The sequence below is a fragment of the Enterococcus sp. DIV0840 genome, from assembly GCF_050527835.1.
Lineage (GTDB): Bacteria > Bacillota > Bacilli > Lactobacillales > Enterococcaceae > Enterococcus_L > Enterococcus_L ureasiticus.
Genome location: NZ_CP172876.1, coordinates 1,228,107 through 1,248,412, shown reverse-complemented (window position 1 = coordinate 1,248,412; position 20,306 = coordinate 1,228,107). Strand labels below are relative to the sequence as shown.

21 protein-coding genes are annotated in these 20,306 nt (G+C 35.0%); 7 read left to right on the top strand and 14 right to left on the bottom strand.

Annotation, left to right across the window (positions count from 1 at the left end):
• Window positions 1-67 precede the first annotated feature (67 nt).
• Window positions 68-688 (bottom strand): lysophospholipid acyltransferase family protein, encoded by a 621-nt coding sequence (locus IGL98_RS05890; protein ID WP_010760710.1) that lies wholly within the window; start codon window positions 686-688, stop codon window positions 68-70.
• A 168-nt stretch (window positions 689-856) separates the two neighbouring features.
• Between IGL98_RS05890 and IGL98_RS05885 the strand changes: the two genes are divergently transcribed.
• From IGL98_RS05885 to IGL98_RS05870, 4 genes are read left to right on the top strand one after another with little or no spacing between them, the layout of a single operon-like run.
• The gene (locus IGL98_RS05885; protein WP_206844343.1) at window positions 857-1,273 is read left to right on the top strand and encodes a GNAT family N-acetyltransferase; all 417 of its coding nucleotides are present in this window, start codon (window positions 857-859) and stop codon (window positions 1,271-1,273) included.
• 30 nt (window positions 1,274-1,303) lie between these two features.
• On the top strand, window positions 1,304-2,038 hold the full coding sequence (locus IGL98_RS05880) for a tRNA1(Val) (adenine(37)-N6)-methyltransferase (RefSeq protein ID WP_206844347.1): 735 nt from the start codon (window positions 1,304-1,306) through the stop codon (window positions 2,036-2,038).
• Complete coding sequence (locus tag IGL98_RS05875; protein ID WP_206844350.1) at window positions 2,028-2,303, top strand: GIY-YIG nuclease family protein; 276 nt, start codon at window positions 2,028-2,030, stop codon at window positions 2,301-2,303. The genes IGL98_RS05880 and IGL98_RS05875 overlap by 11 nt, the downstream gene beginning before the upstream one ends.
• Window positions 2,294-2,767, top strand: coding sequence for a GNAT family N-acetyltransferase (locus IGL98_RS05870; RefSeq protein WP_206912370.1), 474 nt, complete (start codon window positions 2,294-2,296; stop codon window positions 2,765-2,767). Before IGL98_RS05875 ends, IGL98_RS05870 begins: the two co-directional genes overlap by 10 nt.
• Window positions 2,768-2,812: 45 nt before the next feature.
• On the opposite strand, the gene IGL98_RS05865 is transcribed toward IGL98_RS05870, so the two are convergent.
• The 6 genes from IGL98_RS05865 to IGL98_RS05840 all read right to left on the bottom strand — a co-directional run bounded on the left by IGL98_RS05865 (window position 2,813) and on the right by IGL98_RS05840 (window position 7,223).
• Window positions 2,813-3,913: a low temperature requirement protein A gene (locus IGL98_RS05865; RefSeq protein WP_206912372.1), complete on the bottom strand. Its 1,101-nt coding sequence runs from the start codon at window positions 3,911-3,913 to the stop codon at window positions 2,813-2,815.
• 156 nt (window positions 3,914-4,069) lie between these two features.
• Window positions 4,070-4,618 (bottom strand): cysteine hydrolase family protein, encoded by a 549-nt coding sequence (locus IGL98_RS05860; RefSeq protein ID WP_206912374.1) that lies wholly within the window; start codon window positions 4,616-4,618, stop codon window positions 4,070-4,072.
• 30 nt (window positions 4,619-4,648) lie between these two features.
• The gene (locus IGL98_RS05855) at window positions 4,649-5,341 is read right to left on the bottom strand and encodes a 5'-methylthioadenosine/adenosylhomocysteine nucleosidase (protein WP_206844360.1); all 693 of its coding nucleotides are present in this window, start codon (window positions 5,339-5,341) and stop codon (window positions 4,649-4,651) included.
• 16 nt (window positions 5,342-5,357) lie between these two features.
• A complete protein-coding gene (gene macP / locus IGL98_RS05850) occupies window positions 5,358-5,654 on the bottom strand; it encodes a cell wall synthase accessory phosphoprotein MacP (RefSeq protein ID WP_206844362.1) in 297 nt (98 codons plus the stop codon).
• Entirely contained in the window at window positions 5,651-6,235 is a 585-nt protein-coding gene (locus tag IGL98_RS05845) for an NUDIX domain-containing protein (protein ID WP_206844364.1), read from the bottom strand. The genes macP and IGL98_RS05845 overlap by 4 nt, the downstream gene beginning before the upstream one ends.
• A gap of 301 nt (window positions 6,236-6,536) precedes the next feature.
• On the bottom strand, window positions 6,537-7,223 hold the full coding sequence (locus IGL98_RS05840; RefSeq protein ID WP_206844366.1) for a hypothetical protein: 687 nt from the start codon (window positions 7,221-7,223) through the stop codon (window positions 6,537-6,539).
• A gap of 275 nt (window positions 7,224-7,498) precedes the next feature.
• Between IGL98_RS05840 and IGL98_RS05835 the strand changes: the two genes are divergently transcribed.
• Window positions 7,499-8,164, top strand: coding sequence for a 5-bromo-4-chloroindolyl phosphate hydrolysis family protein (locus IGL98_RS05835; protein WP_206844368.1), 666 nt, complete (start codon window positions 7,499-7,501; stop codon window positions 8,162-8,164).
• Window positions 8,165-8,279: 115 nt separating this feature from the next.
• Window positions 8,280-9,467: a toxic anion resistance protein gene (locus IGL98_RS05830; RefSeq protein ID WP_206844370.1), complete on the top strand. Its 1,188-nt coding sequence runs from the start codon at window positions 8,280-8,282 to the stop codon at window positions 9,465-9,467.
• 53 nt (window positions 9,468-9,520) lie between these two features.
• On the opposite strand, the gene IGL98_RS05825 is transcribed toward IGL98_RS05830, so the two are convergent.
• The 7 genes from IGL98_RS05825 to IGL98_RS05795 all read right to left on the bottom strand — a co-directional run bounded on the left by IGL98_RS05825 (window position 9,521) and on the right by IGL98_RS05795 (window position 18,836).
• Window positions 9,521-10,672, bottom strand: coding sequence for a mannitol-1-phosphate 5-dehydrogenase (locus IGL98_RS05825; protein ID WP_206844374.1), 1,152 nt, complete (start codon window positions 10,670-10,672; stop codon window positions 9,521-9,523).
• Window positions 10,669-11,103 (bottom strand): PTS sugar transporter subunit IIA, encoded by a 435-nt coding sequence (locus tag IGL98_RS05820; RefSeq protein WP_206912377.1) that lies wholly within the window; start codon window positions 11,101-11,103, stop codon window positions 10,669-10,671. The genes IGL98_RS05825 and IGL98_RS05820 overlap by 4 nt, the downstream gene beginning before the upstream one ends.
• Before the next feature lies 1 nt (window position 11,104).
• Complete coding sequence (locus IGL98_RS05815; protein ID WP_206912378.1) at window positions 11,105-13,186, bottom strand: BglG family transcription antiterminator; 2,082 nt, start codon at window positions 13,184-13,186, stop codon at window positions 11,105-11,107.
• A gap of 28 nt (window positions 13,187-13,214) precedes the next feature.
• A complete protein-coding gene (locus IGL98_RS05810; protein ID WP_206844379.1) occupies window positions 13,215-14,660 on the bottom strand; it encodes a PTS mannitol transporter subunit IICB in 1,446 nt (481 codons plus the stop codon).
• A 303-nt stretch (window positions 14,661-14,963) separates the two neighbouring features.
• Window positions 14,964-17,609, bottom strand: coding sequence for a hypothetical protein (locus IGL98_RS05805; protein WP_206847088.1), 2,646 nt, complete (start codon window positions 17,607-17,609; stop codon window positions 14,964-14,966).
• A gap of 356 nt (window positions 17,610-17,965) precedes the next feature.
• Entirely contained in the window at window positions 17,966-18,289 is a 324-nt protein-coding gene (locus IGL98_RS05800; protein WP_069645259.1) for a CHY zinc finger protein, read from the bottom strand.
• Between the two features lie 4 nt (window positions 18,290-18,293).
• Window positions 18,294-18,836 (bottom strand): biotin transporter BioY, encoded by a 543-nt coding sequence (locus tag IGL98_RS05795; RefSeq protein WP_206847087.1) that lies wholly within the window; start codon window positions 18,834-18,836, stop codon window positions 18,294-18,296.
• Between the two features lie 222 nt (window positions 18,837-19,058).
• Here IGL98_RS05795 and IGL98_RS05790 point away from each other — a divergent pair, with 222 nt between their 5' ends.
• Window positions 19,059-19,889: an NUDIX domain-containing protein gene (locus IGL98_RS05790; protein ID WP_422851628.1), complete on the top strand. Its 831-nt coding sequence runs from the start codon at window positions 19,059-19,061 to the stop codon at window positions 19,887-19,889.
• Window positions 19,890-20,306: the final 417 nt, after the last annotated feature.

Below are 20,306 nucleotides of genomic sequence, written 5' to 3'. Positions count from 1 at the left end.
AAAAGCTTGAAATATAACTCTTAGAGTCATTCCCAAGCTCGAAAGGATCAAAACACAAATTTCGCTGTTATTCCTTCACTTCATATTTAAAATTAGGATCAATTTCTTGATCTAAACTGTCAAAAGTTGCCTGCATTCTTCGTTCAACCTCAGCAATGCCCTCTTTATCCATTTTTGGAATGTCACTAACATCGATTGGTTCACCAAAACGAACAGTCACACGACGACGTTTAAATAAATCTTTCAACGTCAAAGGCCCTTGATACACAGCTGGAACGATTTTAACTTTGGCCATTTTTGCAATCAGTGCTACGCCGCCTTTTAACTCAGAAGAATGACGCGTTCCACTTGGAAACATCACCAGGCTTAAATCAGTATTCTTTAATGTTTTCACGGGTGTTTTGATTGCACTTGGACCAGGTTTTTCCCGATCTACAGGAAAGGCATTTGCATGCTTTAAAATAAAACTTAGAAAAGGATTCTTAAATAGTTCTTTTTTTGCCATAAAACTAAACTTTTTCGGTGATCCACCCACAGCTAAATACAACGGCTCCCACCAAGTTCTATGAGGTGCAACTAAAATATAATTTTCATTTTGAGGAATACGGTCTTTCTTTTCATAGTGCGCATTGCCGTTGATAATAAATAAAACAACCCGGACAACGCCACGCATAAATGTAAAAAACATGTTTTTCTTCCTTTCTTTTCACTAGCTATAAGTATGCCGAAAATTGATGCTTTTGACAAGTCTTTTTCACAGGTTTCTTCTAATCTTAATTGTAGTATAATATAAGGATATCATCTGTTCCATCAAAGAGCTTTACGATATAATTCAAAAAAACTGGGGGTTAAACTGATGATTGACTATAAATCACTGAATCAAAAAGAAAATGAAGCCAAACTGATCAAACTACTTTCTGAAAATCAGGAAGAAGAAAAAAGTATTCCCGCTGAAACAAATCAACCTTTTTCTCTCGCTTTATATGACAAGGATCTTTATATCGGTGGTATCACAGCGAATAAATGGATGAATGCGACCCATATTTCATTATTAGCAATCAATAAAAACTATCGCGGTGAAGGGTATGGCACACAGCTACTCAAAAAAGCGGAAGCTTTTGCTGTCGAATCAGGTTCTAGCCTTATAACAATCCATACCCAAGACTATCAAGCAAAAACGTTTTATGAAAAATACGGCTACCAAGTGTTTGGCCAGCTTGCTGACACACCTTTTATTGGTACTACTAAATATTATTTAGTTAAACGAATTTAAAACGAAAAAAGATAAAGGAATGAGTTGAACATGTTACTACCTGGTGAGAGAATCGATCAGTTATTTGCTGATGATATCCAAATCATTCAAAGCAAAGAAGTTTTTTCTTTTTCAATAGATGCTGTTTTACTAGCAAATTTCCCTGCATTCCCTAAAAACGGTACGATCGTTGATCTTTGTGCTGGAAACGGAGCAGTTGGTTTATTTGCCAGCCGTAAAACAAAAGCTAAAATAACACAAATCGAGTTACAAGAGCGTCTAGCTGATATGGGGAAAAGAAGTATTCAACTCAATCAGTTAGATGAACAAATGACAATGCTAGAATTGGATTTAAAAGAAGCGACGACTGTTGTTAAACCGGACTCAGTCGATTTAGTGTTATGTAATCCGCCCTATTTCAAAGAACTACCCACAAGTCAAAAAAATCCGAATCCTCACCTAGCGATTGCCCGTCACGAGATCCATACAACACTGACAGAAGTAATCGAGGTATCGGCAAAACTTTTAAAAACAAATGGTCGTCTAGCAATGGTTCATCGTCCCGACCGTTTTTTAGATATACTGCATGCCATGGAATCAGCAAATATTGCCCCTAAACGAATTCAATTTGTTTATCCTAAAGTTGGAAAAGAAGCAAACACCTTATTGATCGAGGGAATCAAACAAGGAAAAAAAGATGGTTTTCGCGTTTTACCACCATTATTCACGTATGACGAACAAAATAACTACTTACCAGAAATGAAGGCGATGCTATATGGAGACTGATCACTATTTTTATGTACTTTATTGTAAAGATGATACATTTTATGGCGGTTATACAACAGATCCTGAGCGCCGTTTAAAAGAGCATAACAGCGGTACCGGAGCAAAATATACACGACTGCCCTCACGACTGCCAGCGAAAATGATTCATATTGAAAAATTCAATAGCCGCAGCGACGCTACTAAAGCAGAATATGCATTTAAAAAACTAACAAGAAAACATAAAATTGCTTATTTAAAAGAGAAAGGAGCAACTGAATGCAACTGATCATCCGACCTTTTCTTTCTACTGATGCACCACAAATCGCTCACCTTTTGAAAAGAAACTTTTTAGAAATAAACAGCAAAGATTATCCAATTGAACAAATGAAACAGTTAGCTGCAGAATACACTCCTGAAAAAATTATTGAACAAGCAGCCTACGCTCATACCTATGTAGCAGAATCAGCTGGCGAGGTAATTGGTACAGGAACCATTTGCCCATTTTGGGATAGCCAAACAGAGAGCATCATTTTGAGCTTATTTGTGCTACCGGAATTTCATGGGCAAGGAATCGGTTCGGCTATCATGAACCATATCGAACATGATGCGTTCTATCTCAGAGCAAAACGAATCGAGATTCCTGCTTCTAGAACAGCGAAAAAATTTTATTTACGTCTAGGCTATCAAATAAAGAATAATGAACAGACTGAAGATGAAAATGGATATTTACGTATGGAGAAAAGGGTATAAAAAATCCTCAGCCGTTATTTCGACTGAGGATTTTATTTTCATTGTCTACTTAAGTTCTTGTTTGACCTTATACAGTAAAAATAATAGAAAGACAATATTAACAATTAAAAATGGTGCCATAAAATCTTGTAATAGCAAGCTTACCACGATCCATGCTACAAAATATAAAACACTTTTGCTAATAAAAGGAAGATAATTATGTTTATTTTTTGTATAAATGATCATATTAACAATCGTTCCACCTAAGAAAAATATCAAACTAGCCGCCAAACATAGCGTAAAGAAAAGTGGTTTGATTCCACCTTCTACATAGTTTTCATACAAAACGATCGATACCCCAAGACCAACGAAGATAAAATAATGAGAATGAATCAAAACCAAACCCGCCGTTGCCTTTTCCCGATCGATCCCTGATTTGTATACTGCATTGTAAAATAAAAACATTACCACAACTAATAGAAAGAATAAAACACTGCCAATACTTATTTCGTTAAAAATAATCGTATTCGCAACCGCAATCACGGCTTCACCAAATAATAATAGCGTAAATAGACTATAACGTTCCGTTAAATGTCCAAAATTCGTTGGAAAGTCTTCCAACGCTTTTTTCATAACGATCGGGAAAAATGCTGTAATAAAAATAGCGAGCGCATACATACTAAACCGAACAGAATAAGCTCCCCACGGTACAATCGTAATAAAACCAATCACTCCACTTGCGCACAAAACAATTGCTAATTGAGAACATAGCTTTTTGACTACAGAATCTTCCGTACTTCTCATTTTCAAATAATACTGTAATGCAATACTGAAAAACAAAATAGAGGTTGCTCCTGCGAAAGTAAAATGTGTCTTCTCAAAGTCAACATTGATCGATTGAGCTAAAATAATCACCCAGAACATATCAAAAAATAAAAATAATGCACTTGTCTTGTTCTTAATCGAGAAGCGATTGGCAAAGACCGTTTGATACGTCCAAATCGTCCAAAAAACAAGTGTCAACATTAGAAATTCACCAAGACTTTTGAAAGATAACACTTGGTCTACACCAACAAATAAAATCGATGCAATACGACTGATCGCATAAGCAAAAATCAAATCATAAAACAGTTCGAATTCGGAAACCTCTTTTTTTAGCGCCTGCATTCGATCACTTCCATTCTGATTTAATAGTTATTATTGTTCTTTTTTATTATAATCTTGATCATCCTTTTAATACAAAAATAGTGACCCCTATTGCTATCATTTGTCACAAAATAAAAAAGAGAAGCAAAACTATTCTTAGTTTTGCTTCTCTCTCAATCATTCAATTATCTCTGCCCCTAAGGTTTGCTTAAAATGATTTAACGCCCATTCATGTCCGACTGGATCAAAGCTAGCAACCGCATTTTTATGAATGACGATTTTATAGCCTAAATTATAGGCATCTACCGCTGTATGCAACACGCAAATATCCGTACAAACACCCACTAAATGAACCTCTGTGATTCCCCTTTCACGAAGGCGAATATCTAAATCCGTCCCACTAAAAGCTGAATAATTACGCTTATCGATCCAATAAACAGTTGCTTTTTCACAGCTTTCTTCATAAACCTCTGCAAGTTCTCCGTAAAGATTTCGTCCAGTTGTACCAACAATATTATGAGCTGGAAACAAGCGATTCTCTGGGTGATAAGGATCATTTTGTTCATGACGGTCAATAGCATAGACTACGAATGCTTCATTTTCAGTAAACCTTTTCGTCACCTCAACCAAAGATTTTTCAATCGCTTGGCCTGCATTACCAGTTGTTAAAGCACCCTCTGTTGCCACAAAATCATTCGTGTAATCGATCGAAATCAATGCTTTCATTCTAAGACCTCCATTTAAAAGTAGGACAGGTTAAACCAGATGTTCTACAAAATTAATCACCATTTGTGCAGATTTTTCTCCAGCTTCTTCAATAAATTCATCAAAAGTTTGAGTAGCTTCATGATCTGCTGTATCACTGATTGCTCTAACTACTAAAAATGGAATATTAAATTGTGCCGCTGCTTGAGCAATTGCCGCACCTTCCATTTCACAAGCCAGTGCTTCTGGAAATTCAGTAATGATTTCTTTCACTTTTTTCTGATCGTTCACAAAAGAATCTCCTGTTACAATCAAACCGTGATGAATAGACATTCCTGTTTTCTCAGCAGCTTTTTTCATTTCAATTTTTAAATAATCGCTTGATTCATAATACAAAGGCATACCAGGCAATTGTCCGGGTTGATAGCCAAATCCAGTAACATCTACATCAAAATAACCTAGCTTATCTGCTATCACTAAATCCCCAACGGATAAACCTTGACCAATACCGCCTGCTGACCCTGTGTTGATCACCATATTTACACCATATTGATGAATCAACAAAGTCGTTGTAACCGCAGATAATACTTTACCGATACCAGAACGAACTACAATTACTTCATGACGTCCTAAAGAACCTGACACGAATACTGCTCCTGCTCTTTCCCAAGAACGAGTATCAGATAAAGCTTCTTTTAAGATTTTTACTTCTTGATCCATAGCGCCGATAATTCCAATTTTCATAGTGCTTTCCTCTTCTCTATAAATTCAATACTATAAATATTACAATGGCCAACAAAATCGCCACAACAATGATCGCTTTCGTTAGCGTACTGCTGCGTTCACGGATTTTTGTTTGCTCATTTGATCGTGATTTAGTAATTTCTTTTTGCTTCTTGTGCTCTTTTCTGTAAAAATTAGCGATTTCTTTTTCTTTTTTACGGTACTCTTTATCAGCTTCTTTTTGCTCTTGCTCAAATAGTTTTTGGGCTTCTTTGTCAGCTTCTTCTTTTCGTCTCCGTAATTCTGTCCGAGTGACCAGCGGACCTTTACTCATTGTTTATCCTCCTTCAACAGCCTTTTTAGTCGCTGCAGTTCCCAGTACTGCACGGCAAAAATCGTTTTTGCATCACAAATTAGTCCGCTGGCAATTTCTGCTTTTGCTTCCTCTAATGTTAATGTATATAATTCTAAAACTTCGTCATCATCTTGAGGACGGGGATTAGGAACTTTTTCTAAGTCTTCGGCATAATAAATATGAAGCAGCTCGTCAGCAAATCCAGGAGAAACATACATAGACGTTACAAAGGTGAACTTATTTGCTCGAAAGCCTGTTTCCTCTTCTAATTCTCTTTCCGCTGTTTCCTTTGGACGATCTTGTTCGCCAGGATCGATTTTCCCGGCAGGAATTTCTAAAAGAACTTTTTCCATTGGTTTTCTAAATTGTTTCACCATAATCAGCTTATTATCTGCTGTGATTGGAATAACCGCAACTGCTCCCGGATGAAAAACTAACTCCCGTGTGCTCGTCTCTCCATTTGGCAATCGTACTTCGTCCAAAACAACATCGATAATATGTCCTTTAAATATCTCTTTTCTGGAAATCGTCTTTTCCTCAAACTCTTCAAAGTTCATCATGCAAGTTCACCAATCTTTCTATGGATATAATACCTTAATTTTGAAATTTTATCACTTATCGTTCTTTTTGTGAATCCCAACTTTGCTTTAATTAGCTATTTTTAGGATATAATCTCTATTAATTAACATTAAATTAAACATTTCAATCAACTTTCCGTCTCATCTAATTATACCAGTAAATAAAAATTGGAACAGCCTCATCCCGCAATAACATAAAAAGATGAAGCTAAACTAGATCACTACTAGTTTTTACTTCACCTTTTAACGCTTAAATAACTTTATTTTGTGTTACTATATCCAATTATTTTTGTAATTCAGCTAGAGAATTCATGATTTTGATCAAATCAGCTTTGTTACTGTCCTTTTTATCAGCTAATGTCCAGCTGATACATTGTAAATAGTGATCCTTACTTTCCATCAAATCATAAGTATAGTAAACGTCCACACCATCTTTACTTGCAGTAAACGTACGGCGCTCACCTTTTAACTCATTGTATTTGACTGAATCTTTCTTTTCATCCGTTCTTTCGCCTAAATCTGTCAAATCAACAGAGTTTTTGAATGCGTCAAAACTATCAAAATCTTTTTTAGCTTCACTTAGAACCATATAATATTCTTCATTTGAAGCATTTTTTAGACTAACATCGGCATTATCACTTAGTTCCTTCGTCTCAACCGACTGCCACCCCTCTGTAAGCTCTATTTTGAAGTTACCATTTTTTGTCTTGATTACTTCTATCTTCCCTTTAGATTCTTCTTTGGTTTCTTCAGTCGCTGATTTGTTTTCAGCCACCGATTCACTCGTTGCAGATGTATCTCTAGGTTCATAAAATATGTCATCGTCACCATAAGAACTTGATTCTTCTACACTAGAACTTGTTTCTTCTATATAAACGTCATCGTCTTCTTCTTCCACAACTTTACGTCCAGAACAGCCTGAGATCACTAACCCCACTAATAATATAGTAATGATTTTAAATTTTTTCACAATGTTTCTCCTTTTATCCTGATCATTATCTACTATTATACCTCACGTTTCCACATTTTTCTTATATTTCTTTTTGACTTTTTTGTGAACAGTTTCATTCATTCTACATCTAAAGTAGTAAAAAAAGCCATTTTCTCTTGTCATTTCTTACATTTTCCCTAAATATCAAAATCAACCTTTGGACTGATATTCTTTCTGGAGTAGAATGTGCTAAAATAACTTATATAGCGAAGGATAGTAACTTTCGATGGAATAACTGATTGGAGGGAATATAAATGAGAAAAGGAAAATTTATTCAAATAATTGCTTATTTAATTTTAGCAGGTATCGTTCTACGTTTTATTACTGGTATCCATATACCAGCGGTGGCGGTGGCGCTTTTGATTCTTATCGTTCTAATTTTCACCGGATCAAAGAAAAAGGCAGGCAAGAAAGAAGAGCAATTACCTAATCTTACAAAGTCTAAAGAAGAACACTATGAAACACTCGGTATGACTGATCAAGAAATTGACTTTTTCCGAGATACAATGCACACGACTAAAAAACAAATCGTTCAGTTACAAGAAAATATGAATGCTTCTACTAAATTAAGAGCAATCGACTTACGTAACGATACATTACGAGTATCAAAAGCTTTATTTAAAGAATTAGTCAAGGATCCAAAAAAGCTACACTTAGCGAACCACTTTCTTTACACTCACTTACCTAATTTAGTTGATCTAACAGGTAAATATTTAGAAATAGATGACCATGAGATCAAAAATAAACAAACATACGAAAAATTGGAAGAAAGTGCTCAAATCATCGATCAAGTTTCTAAATTGATCAAAAAAGACTACGAACAGTTTGTAGCTGAGGATTTAGAAGATCTAGATGTTGAGATATCCGTTGCTAAAAATAGTTTAAAAAGAGATAATGAAAGTATCAATAATCAGGAATAGCTCTTCGGAAAAAAGATAAAATAAGCCTGTTGCAAAAGCGACACAAACATATCTTCCTTTTTTTCTGTCAGAGCTTAACGAGTCCGCTACACTTTTAAATTTAGGAGGAATCATAATGGAAAATAACCCAAAAGACATAACACCAGTTAATGATACACTGGATGATTTATTAAATAACCCGTTTTCAACACCTATCGATTCATTAACAACAACTCAACAAAGTGAAATTTCTGCGTTACAAGATAAGCAAGTTGCTGATCGTTTAGTCGATAAATTACCTGCTGATAGACAAGCGCAAGCAAGGGAGCTTGCTTCAAAAATTGACGTTCAGGACTCACAAGCTGTGATCACGTACGGCTCTGCAGCACAGACAAAATTAAGTGAATTTTCACAATCGATGCTAAATCATGTGCAGGCCCAAGATATTGGCCCTGTCGGTGATTCTTTAACCGACTTGATGTTCCGCTTAAGCGAGGCCAATCCTGATCAACTTAGAGCAGGTGAAGGTAATTTCTTCTCAAAAATGCTTGGAAAAGTGAAACAATCTGTTTTTGAAATCACCGCAAAATACCAAAAAATCGGTGCTCAAATCGATAAAATTTCTATCAAATTAGATCATGAAAAAAATGGTCTCTTGAAAGATAATTTGATGTTGGATCAGCTGTATAATAAAAACAAAGACTATTTTGATGCATTGAATATTTACATTGCAGCTGGTGAGTTGAAGATGGAAGAGTTACAAACGACCATCATTCCAGAAGCTATGAAAAAAGCTGAAGAATCTGGTGACCAAATGGATGTTCAAATCGCCAATGATTATACACAGTTCTTGGACCGTTTAGACAAACGAACGCATGATTTACGTTTAGCACGTCAAATCACGATTCAACAAGCACCACAAATCCGTTTGATCCAAAATACTAATCAGGCGTTAGCAGAAAAAATTCAAGCATCGATCAATACTGCTATCCCACTTTGGAAAAATCAAGTAGTGATTGCATTAACCCTATTACGTCAAAAAGATGCGGTTACTGCACAACGTCAAGTATCTGAAACAACGAATGATCTCTTGAAGAAAAATTCTGAGATGCTTAAAATTTCCGCAATCGAGACAGCTAAAGAAAACGAACGTGGAATCGTTGATATCGACACATTACAAAAAACTCAAAATGACTTAGTTGAAACAATCCAAGAAACCTTACGAATCCAGCAAGAAGGTAAAGAAAAACGTCGTGCTGCTGAAATCGAGTTAGGTCATATGGAAGAAGATTTAAAGAGTAAATTATTGGAACTGACACAATAATATGGACAGTCAAAAAGACTTAACCAAGCAGATTTTGCTTGATTAAGTCTTTTTTATACTAATTCATGATAAGAAGTCTTTATTTTTTCAAAGAGTTTAGTATAAGGTTTTAAGCCTGTGAATTGTTCGATTGCTTTATCTAAACCTTGTTCTTTAATGGCATTTTGCAGTGCGCAAGCTTCTGCATCCGTTGGTTCCTTAAACTTCATTGCAGCGGCAATCGCAATTGCTAATGCTTTTGGGGTCTCATTAAATGCTTCAACAAATTGCCTAGCAGGCTGAATGAAGCGATCGTTCTCTCCTATCTTTCTAATGGGGGATCGACCGACACGGGTCACATAATCTGAAACATAGGGATTTTTAAACCGCTCAATGATTTTATCGATATAAGCTTGGTGTTCTTGATGGGAAAATTGAAATTTTTTCTCCAATAACGCACCTGTTTCTTCTAATGCACTACGTACAATAAAAAGAACTTTTTCGTTATGGATCGCATCTTCGATTGACTCTATATTCCTCATATGACCAAAATAGGCTGTCACTGCATGTCCTGTATTTACGGTAAATAACTTGCGCTCGATATAAGGCGTTAAATCAGGAACATAGTTTAACCCAGAAATGTTCGGTGCATTTTTTTCATTCAGTGGTTCCTCTACAACCCATTCATAAAATGGCTCAACTGTTACAGTTAGTGGATTGTCATGATTTTGATTCGGCACGATTCGATCAACTGCTGAATTAGGAAAGGCGACAAACTCACTAACATAGCCTCTTGCTACTGTCGTTAATAACGGTAGAATTGCTGATTGAAGAATTTCAGACCCGCCAATCATATTTTCACAAGCAATTACAGTTAAATAGCGATCTGAATCAGCTCTTAATTCAATACCTTTGGCAAGAACTTCTGCTAATCTAGGTAAAATTGTTGGACCTACTGCTGTCGTAATAATTTCTGCTTCACTGATATATTTTGCTAATTTTTCAGTTTCAGTAATGCTGTTGACAGCTTTGATTTCTTTAACGGTAAAACAATCTTGCTCAGCATTTGCTAAAATTACGTCATATTGTCCTTGATTGTTGATTTCTGCCACAATTTTTTCATTTACGTCAGCAAAAATCACTTCATATCCTGCTTGAACCAATAACCAGCCAATAAAACCCCGACCTATATTACCGGCACCGAAATGTACAGCAATTTTTTTCATGTTGTCACCTCTTCTTTAAACAGCTCGATGATCTTGGCTTCCGATTCAGCAGCTATTAATTGTTCTACACTCAAAATTTCAGAACATACTAGAGCAATTTGAGATAATAGTTCTAAGTGTGCATCGCCTAAACCTGCAATGCCAATAATCAATTTCACTTCATTACCATCAAAATCTACGCCTTCTGGGACTTGTAAAATAACGATTCCTGATTGGTTGATCAGCTGTTTGGAATCATCGGTTCCATGAGGGATCGCCACCATATTACCGATATAAGTTGTTGTCAATTGATCTCGTTCAATCATTTTTTTGATATATTCTTTCTCCACATAACCTTGATCTGATAACAGTTTACCTGCCGCTTCAATTGCATTTTTTTTATTGGAAAAACTTTGGTTTAAATCAATATCTTCTTTTTTTAATGTAATCATTTTATTTCCCCCTCGATTCTATATAAGCTAATAATTTTTGAACAAAGTAAGAAGTGACCTCTTCGTTTACTCCATTCTCCAAGTGTTGAATCATCTGTTGACTGTCGACAAAAAGTGTACTGATGTAACTGATAACTTCTAAACCTTCTTGTGAAAATTTTTCTGGAACCAACAATAAAACAATTCGATCGATCGGCATTTTTGTACGGTCCATCGTTTCAATAGAAATTGGCTGTTCCAATGAGAATAATTGGAAAATTGGTTCTTGGATCGATTCATTACGAGCATGAAACATCCCGATTTTTGTCTCTGGGATACCGAAAGCTTTCCAATTTCCATCATATAAAAAAGTCCTGACTAATGCTTCAACATCTATGCTCGGTACTTTTTCTAAAAGCTGAGTACAAATGACTCGAATCGTATCTTCCATCGTTCCTAATTTTTCATTTAATTTGAAATAGCCGAAGTTTTTTAATAGTGCTAAACCGATTGAAGTGAAAATTTGTTGTTGCTCTAAAAAATGAGTTGCTTCAAACAACGTTAGCTGTACGGCTTGTTCTTCTTGTGCAATTTTTTTGTGATAGCCACTGTGTAAACTTTTTAAAAAAATACTGATTTGGGAAAGTTCTCTTTCAGTCAAAATAGGTGAAACTAAGAAATAATCAAAATCCACTTGACCTAGATCAATCGTAGAAATGATAACATTATAATTACCTGCTGCTTTTTTTCTTCCTAACTCAAATAAAGAGACCGTTTCAAGTTTTTTTAGCTGTGGAATTCGTTGTCGCAATCGCGTAACTAACATTCTTGAAGTGCCGATACCACTTGCACACACAACTAATCCAGAAAAACAATTTTCACTTTCCAATTGCAAAAGTACTGCACCAAAATGCAAAACCAAATAACCAATTTCTTCGTCCGGTACTGGCTTTTCTTGGTAAACTTGATCAAATGCTTGCCTGACGACTTTAAATAAATCGGCATAATTTTGCTTGATTGAGTTAATCAGTGGGTTAAAAATTCTCATTCCCTGTTGTAAACGTCTCAATGTTGGTCTTAAATGAGCAATCAACCCTTTTGTCAAAAGCTCCTTTGGTAGTTCCTGTTGTAACTCATATTCGACGGTTTTAATTAATTTATTAACTAAAAGCAGCACTTCTAATTCTTCATTCTCCATGAAATGACTTCGACTTTCAGTTGTTTTCACAGCCCTAATATGAGTTGTAACATAAGCCGACTCGCCTTTTGGAACAAACTCTGGCTCCATCTCTAAAATATCAGCAAGTATTTTTTGAGCTACAGGAAATTCTGGATAGCTCATCATTTCATCTCTGGTCTCATAAGTTTGAATAAAATTTCCTGCGATCATTCGCTCCACTGAAATCGTAATATGCACAATTAAATTTGCATATGCTTCATCACTTATTGCCTCAAAGTTACTGCTACGCCAACGTTTAACGCTATCTTCAACTTTTTTTAATACTACTTCACTCACTAAATCTAGTAACCGACCTTCTACCCAATCACTAGTTGCACTATCACGAGATTTTTCTTGAAAAAAATTTAGTAATTGATAATCATGAAATTGCTGGGCGAAAAGCTCACTCATCAAGCTTCTTTTTTGAACCTCATTGGCTAGTAGACACACTCCTAAGCCTCTTCTTCGCTCAATTCTAATTGTATTAGGCAATCGTTCTTCTATTTTAGTAAGATCCTTACTGATCGTTGATATCGTTACATTTAGATCATTTGCTAATCCAACCAGTTTTAATCCTTCTTCTTTTAGTAACTCTTTTAAAATTTTCCGCTGACGCTCTTCAGGACTATATTCATTATAAGATAAATCCATCAATTGCCAGCGAAAACGTTGTTTGTCTGAATCAAGACCTGATAATGTCAAAATTCCATGTTCTTTCATCAATTTAAGCTGATAAGAAGCTAATGTCTCTTCAACTTCTTTTAAATCACGCCGAATGGTTCGCACACTAACACTTAAATCTTCTGCTAATTCGTTGATAAAAACTGGTCGACTACTGGTCAACAGTTGTTCCATGATTAATCGAGCTCGTGCTGAAAGATACATAGAAATCCCCTCTCAAAAAATGCATTATTTAAACAACTGTTTGAACTGTTGATAATTTTTCAACTAGTTCATCATATTTATCACTACTTAAAAAGTTATCAACCGATACATGATAAGCCGTAGGTATTTTTTCTTTTGCCCTTGTTGTTAAATCCTTATGGGTCACAACAATATCAGCATCGTCAGGAAGTTGTGATATAGCAGAGTTGACTACTTCGATTGATAAACCTGCTTTTTTAACTTTGCTTCGCAAAACAGAGGCTCCCATCGCACTTGACCCCATTCCAGCATCACAAGCAAAAATAATTTTTTTTGTATTTGCTAGTATTTCTGCTGTATCACTCATCTTTTCAGTTGTTGTGAAGCTTGTTTGAATAGGTGAGGTTGCGGTTTTAGGTCCTTTTAGCGCACTAGCTTTTTCAGAAGCTGCTTCGATTGTTGTATCATTTATTTTGGATGTTTTCAAAACTACAGCAGAAATTGCAAATGAAACGGCTGTTGCTACACTAATTCCTGCTAAAACACCCAGATAACTATCGCGAGGTGTCATTGCCAAAATAGCAAAAATACTTCCTGGAGAGGCCGGAGCTACCAACCCGGCATTAAATAGTGAAAATATCATTACACCAGCCATTCCTCCACCTATTGCTGAAAGAATCAAAATGGGTTTCATTAAAATATATGGGAAATAAATTTCATGAATGCCCCCAAAAAAATGAATGATCATTGCGCCCGGAGCTGTTTGTTTAGCGCTGCCTCGCCCAAAGATCGTGTAAGCTAACAAAATACCTAGACCGGGTCCAGGATTTGATTCCAATAGAAATAAAACAGAGCGTCCTGTTTCTGCAGCTTGTTCAATTGCAATTGGACTTATCACACCATGATTAATTGCATTATTCAAAAACAATACTTTTGCCGGTTCAACGAAAATACTCGCTAAAGGCAGCAATGAATTCTCCACTAGAAATCCAACACCTGTTGCCAAAATAGTATTCAAACCTTCAACAGCTGGACCAACGATCAAGAAAGCGATAATCGCTAAAATCGATGCTAAAATACCGGAAGAGAAGTTATTTACTAACATTTCAAAACCTGGCTTAATCTTGCCATCAATTACTTCATCAAATTTTTTAATACAATATGCCCCAGCAGGACCGACCATCATTGCACCGAGAAACATCGGAATGTTAGCCCCTGTGATCACTCCCATTGTGACCATTGCGCCAACAACTCCACCACGAATATCATAGATTAATCGTCCACCAGTAAAACCAATCAGGATCGGCAACAAATAAGTAATTGTAGGTCCTGTTATTTCATTTAATTGTTCATTAGGAAACCAGCCTGTAGGGATAAATAAAGCTGTTAAAATCCCCCAAGCAATAAACGCTCCAATGTTCGGCATAATCATTCCACTAAGAAAACTTCCAAATTGCTGAACTTTCACTTTTATATTCCCTTGTGTTTGTTCCATGTTTTTCCTCCTTCAACTTAAAACAAGAAAAGAGTTAGATATTTTCATCTGCGCAGACCACTTAAACATTGCTTTCCTTGTTTCTATATTGTAAACGCTCACTTATAAGGTTACAAGAAGATGAAAGCGTAGTTTTGTCCAACTCTTTGGGACAAAACTCAAAGAATGAGTCATTTATATCAGATCATTCTTTTGAATTTGATCGTTTAGAGTAACGAGATGAGCTCTGCAACTAAATAAAAAAATTCAGATTCTTTATCAATATAGATTGATAAAGAATCTGAATTTATTCTAATTTGTATTTTACTTCGCATTTTCCAAAGTGATAGTAATTTGAGCATGGTACTTTCCTAACGATTTAATTGATCCTGCCGGGAAGTCCATCAAAAATCCTTCCCCTTTACTCCAGTAATCTTTTGAAATATTGTATTCACCTAAATTTGCATTTTCTGGCGTAAAAATAACATTATCTCCATCTGACAATGTAACTTCTTCAGTTGAATTTCTATATTTGATGATATCTGTCATGATTTTTTTTTCATTTTCAAGACTCTTTAACGGTTCAGAAATTTTTGCTTTTAGTGCCCATTTCTGCTTTGTTGAACGAGTGTCTGTAATCACTAAAGGAGAACCACTTATCTCTGGTTTATCAAATTTCATTCCATTGACCTCTCCAGTTTGCAAACCAAAATCAAAAAGAGAGGGCGATGATTGGATTTTTAACGTACCAAAGTAGTATAAAGTGACTTCTTTATCTTTACCAAACTCTACCGTTAAAACGTCTCCTACTAGAGGACGTTCTACACCGTCTACAACAACTTTAGAAAAATCATACCCATTGATCTTTTCTAAAGAAATGTCTATTTTTTCTCTCATTTTCCCTTTTTTGGTAATCGATTCATGTGGTAATTTTTTATTCGTTTGTTCTTCTAAAAACTGAATATTAATTTCTGGTTCTTGTGGTTTAATCGTAAATGATTGTATGTTCGATGTTTTTTCAACTGGTTTATTCAATGATGTTCCTTTGATACTATATGATTGCGTAACAGTAACTATTCCAGTTATCGGTGGTTCAGCCTCCAATGAATTGACTGTATACGTTAAAATCAATTCTTCTTTTGACGTTATTTTATCAAGTGTTATTTTTAATTTCCTATCTGTGTCAAAGGTAATTTTCTCTGTTGGAATCAGTACCCCATTTAATTTTACTGTTGTTTTATCTACAACTACATTTTCTGGAAAAGCAGCTGTCTCATAGATGACATCAGACCAAGCAGATGGTTCATCCGCAGTATTTTTGATCGTTGCTGTATATGAGTTGCTTTCACTCTCAATTATTTCACTTTTTTCAACAGAAAAATCAGTTTGAATGATTGGTTGATTATTTTTAGTTAAATTTAATTCTTTAATATCAGAGGTTTTGTCATTGTCTTCTATCCAAAATTCTACTTTATAATTCGGTTTTGTTCCTTTTAATGCTGAACTAGGAATTTCATAAGACAATGTTTGTTCGATTCCTTTGTTAGTGTTGGTCACCTTATTTAGCAGTTGTTTTGTTCCACCATCAACAGAATAATAGATAGATAACTCATCTGTATCTTCATCACTCCATTTAAGTGTTCCATTAAAGGCACTAGTCCCGTCAATTTCCCCTGTCGTTTCAACTAAAGTTAAAATTGGTTTTCGGTTATACTGCAAGGTAAATGTTTTTTCTTTCGAGCGATTATTATCACTGTCTACCATATATATGTCAATTTTATTTTCCTCAGTGCCTGACAATTGTGCTTCTGGTATATCTAAAGACCACTTGTGGACATCATTTTTAGGCTTGTTTAACAACCCTTCATCATTAAGTTTGATTGGTTCTTTATCATTTATTACTGCATAAATGTCCCCAGATTCACTGTCTATATCTTTCCATGTTCCGCTAACTGCATGATTACCACCGTAATAAGTACCATCTTTATTATCTAAAGTTATTTCTGGTACTAGTGCTACAGCAGTAACCGAAACTCCGTACGCTGCTTTCTTAGATTCTACAGCTTTTAAAGTAACTGGTTGCGTTTTAAACGCCATTGCAGAATCATCTTTTATTTTAGCTGCAAGCATTCCTTCTGCTGCCGTACTTTCATCATTTGTTTCTTGACCAGTAGAGTCGACTGAAGGGAAATTCTCAATAAATATTCCATTATATTCACTACCTACCCAATTGTCCATGCCATTGGTTACATCAAATCGAAAATCTAGTCTATAGTCTCCAGATTCAATATACAAGCCGCGTTTTTTTCCTAAATAAAAAACACTTACGCTATCATTTTGATCCAAGTAGGTGTCAAGTACCGAACCAAAAGCAACATCTTTTAAAGTGTCTTTTGATAAATTTTGATACTCATACGTAACCCATACAAGATTGTCTTTTTCGGAATACTCCATTATTTGTGTCACTAAAAGACGATAAGCAGGATTCCAAGTTGAAGCTGGATTTTCAATTTCATAAACATTTTTTAACGCGTAGCTACCCTTACTACCAACTTTTCTATATTGTTGGAAATGGTTAATTTTCTGCTCATCAAAACCAAATTGTCCTTGAAACTTAGACCCTTTAATCATAAGCGCTAAACTCTGGCTAGTCCATGGACGCCCCTCTTCAAAACCACCTTCTCCAAACATACTATCAAAAACCGTAGGTATAACTGAATCGTCCTTACTCTCATCTATAAAATACAAAGTTGGAAGCGACAACATATCCCATGCGTCAGTTGCATTCTGTGCACCAAATCCATCCCCCCTAAGTGGAATTGATTCTAAATCAGTGATAAACGGGTTCTTTTCAATAACGTCTCGTTTCCCACCAAAGGTAAATGCAAGAGACTGACTTACGCCAAGCCGAACCTTAGAAAATTCATAATGCGTGATTGGTTGCCATTCCTCATCAGCAATTGGTTTCATATTGTTTTCATTCTTTGTCTCAGTTTTACTATTAACATTTTTCTCAGCTTTTATCTGTGATATGCTGAAACTAATATAACTCCCTCCAATAATCAGCAATAAGCATATAAGAAACACCTGTCTTTTTTTAGTTTTCATTAGCTGCGTATTAACTCCCCTCATTAACTTCTCAAACAACATACTTACCTAATAGCAATGTTTTTCGATCTTTTCATCTAGATGCATTGCCCTCAAGTTTTACTTTTTAAAAAGGATTTTTTGAAAAAAGGTTGTTATACATCTAATATTTTTTATGCAGAAGAGTTATACTATCAATTGATTTTCTCAAAGTACGAATACTATACGTGTTATGCTATTTATTCTTTAAAACTAAAATAATAATGCAAATGATTTATACAGTTTAAATTAAATAGATGGTCACAGTTTGGACACTTATTAAATTCTTTATATTCTACATAAGTCATTTCATACTGACAAGCTCCGCAAAGAACAACTTTATCAGTGTTCTTTTTTGATATTGGCCATGGTAAAAAAACATGTTTTTCCAGTTTATTATGACAACGATAACAAGCATAGTACTTTTTACAGTTATAACATTTATTTGCAACAACATCTTCTGACAAATTATAATGAACACATCTTCCAAACTCATCAACAGTCAGACCAAATATCTCTTTCATATTATCATCTCCGTTGTATCAAAATTTTTGATATTCTTTTAGCTAAAACAGCAGTAATAAACGCCTTTACTGTATCTCCCGGTATAAACGCTAAGCTTGCAATCAAACTTTTTGATAATGAGACATCCGAAAGGAGACTCACACCAAGAGCGCCAAAAAAATCTATAAATAATGCACCAAAAAGAAACGTGATTCCAAACGAGTACATTATTTTTTCGTTATTTGGATTGAATTTCTCGGTCATCCAACCTATCAAAAATGTAGCAAATGGATATGCAACAAGATAGCCTGCCGTAATACTGAAAAAAACCATCAAGCCACCTCGACCACCAGCTAATAATGGAAATCCTATCGCTACAAGTACTAAAAAAAGCATAGTTGCAATCGTCCCATTTCTTTTCCCTAGAAGTAAACCGCTGAGCATAAAGCCAGCATTTTGAATTACGATTGGAACTGGCAGCAAACTAATTGGAATCGGTGGGAAAAAACCCAAAACAATAATGATACTGATCATAATAGCAATTTTAGTGATATCTTTCGTTTTCATATTTTCCTCCATAAACTAATATTTTATATATTTAAAATACTAGTTCCACCGCCTTTTGTCAACCTACATAAAATAAAGGTTAACAAATAACGTAATTTATTTTATTTCCTCTTCAAATTTTAATTTTACTAAATCTAAAACTTTTTAATGCGACTTTAGTTGTTTTTCTTGATGATAATGATACAATAAAGTAAAAAGTACTTTTATCTAATGTAGAGGGGAATGAGCATTTTGGTTCACTTTGATTCAAAGCAAGAGGAAAAGCAATATTATGAGCAACAAGCCGATGAAACTGAATTTTTAAAATGGTACCATCAACAAGAACTTCCTGAATATGAAAAACCTTCTCTAACTGTAGATATTGTTTTAATGTGTTATAACAAAGAAGAAGATCAATTAAAAATACTACTGATTAAAAGAAAGGGCCATCCTTATCGAAATTCTTGGGCTTTGCCTGGCGGTTTTGTCAATAGAAATGAATCTACAGGTGAAAGTGTATTGCGGGAAACCAAGGAAGAAACAGGTGTAATCATTTCTAAAGATAATATCGAACAACTGCATAGTTTCAGCAGACCTGATCGTGATCCTCGCGGGTGGGTCGTAACGATTAGTTATCTTGCCTTTATCGGAGAAGAGCCCCTGATCGCAGGTGATGATGCAAAAGAAGTTCGCTGGTTTACGATGGAACGTAAAGACAACACTCTTTCCCTTACAAACGCTGATGTAGAAATCATTTTGGATTTAAATACTGGTGCTTCCACGGGTAAAGATACACTGGCTTTTGACCATAGTGAAATTATCTTAAAAGCCTTCAATCGAGTGGCCAATAAGATGGAACATGATCCTCAAGTTCTCCAGGTTTTAGGAAAAGACTTCACAATCACAGAAGCTCGTAAAGTATTTGCTAAATTTTCTGGTATTGATTATAGGACAATCGATCACTCCAACTTTAAGAAAGCAATGCTTCATCATTTTGAAGAAATCGGCGAACGTCCGGTGGGCATTGGTCGTCCTTCTAAAATTTATCAGCTAAAACCAGAAGAAAGTTCATAAGAAATAATCATTACAACAAATGACAATCCCCTTCTTATCTATTTCTCCCTATCAAATGGAGTCTAAAAGAGTAATCAGAATTTTTCTGATTACTTTCTTAGACTCCAAATTTTTCATAAACTTAGCACTATATCAACTATTTTCTTTAGCCACTCTTCTAGTTATCTATAAGTGAACAAATAAATGGTCAGATTTAGATTTCAAAAAAAATAAATAACCTGTTATATTTTACATATGTATCTATTTTTTTTCATCACTTAAAAGGTAAGGAGATTCAATGAAAAAAACATTTTTAATAAGCTTATTGTTATTAATCCGTATTTTCATTATTGTTAATCAATCAAATTCAATTTGGTACTTATCTTTAGTATAAAAAACACGTTCTGATGATTGAAATTCATCAAAACGTGTTTTTTA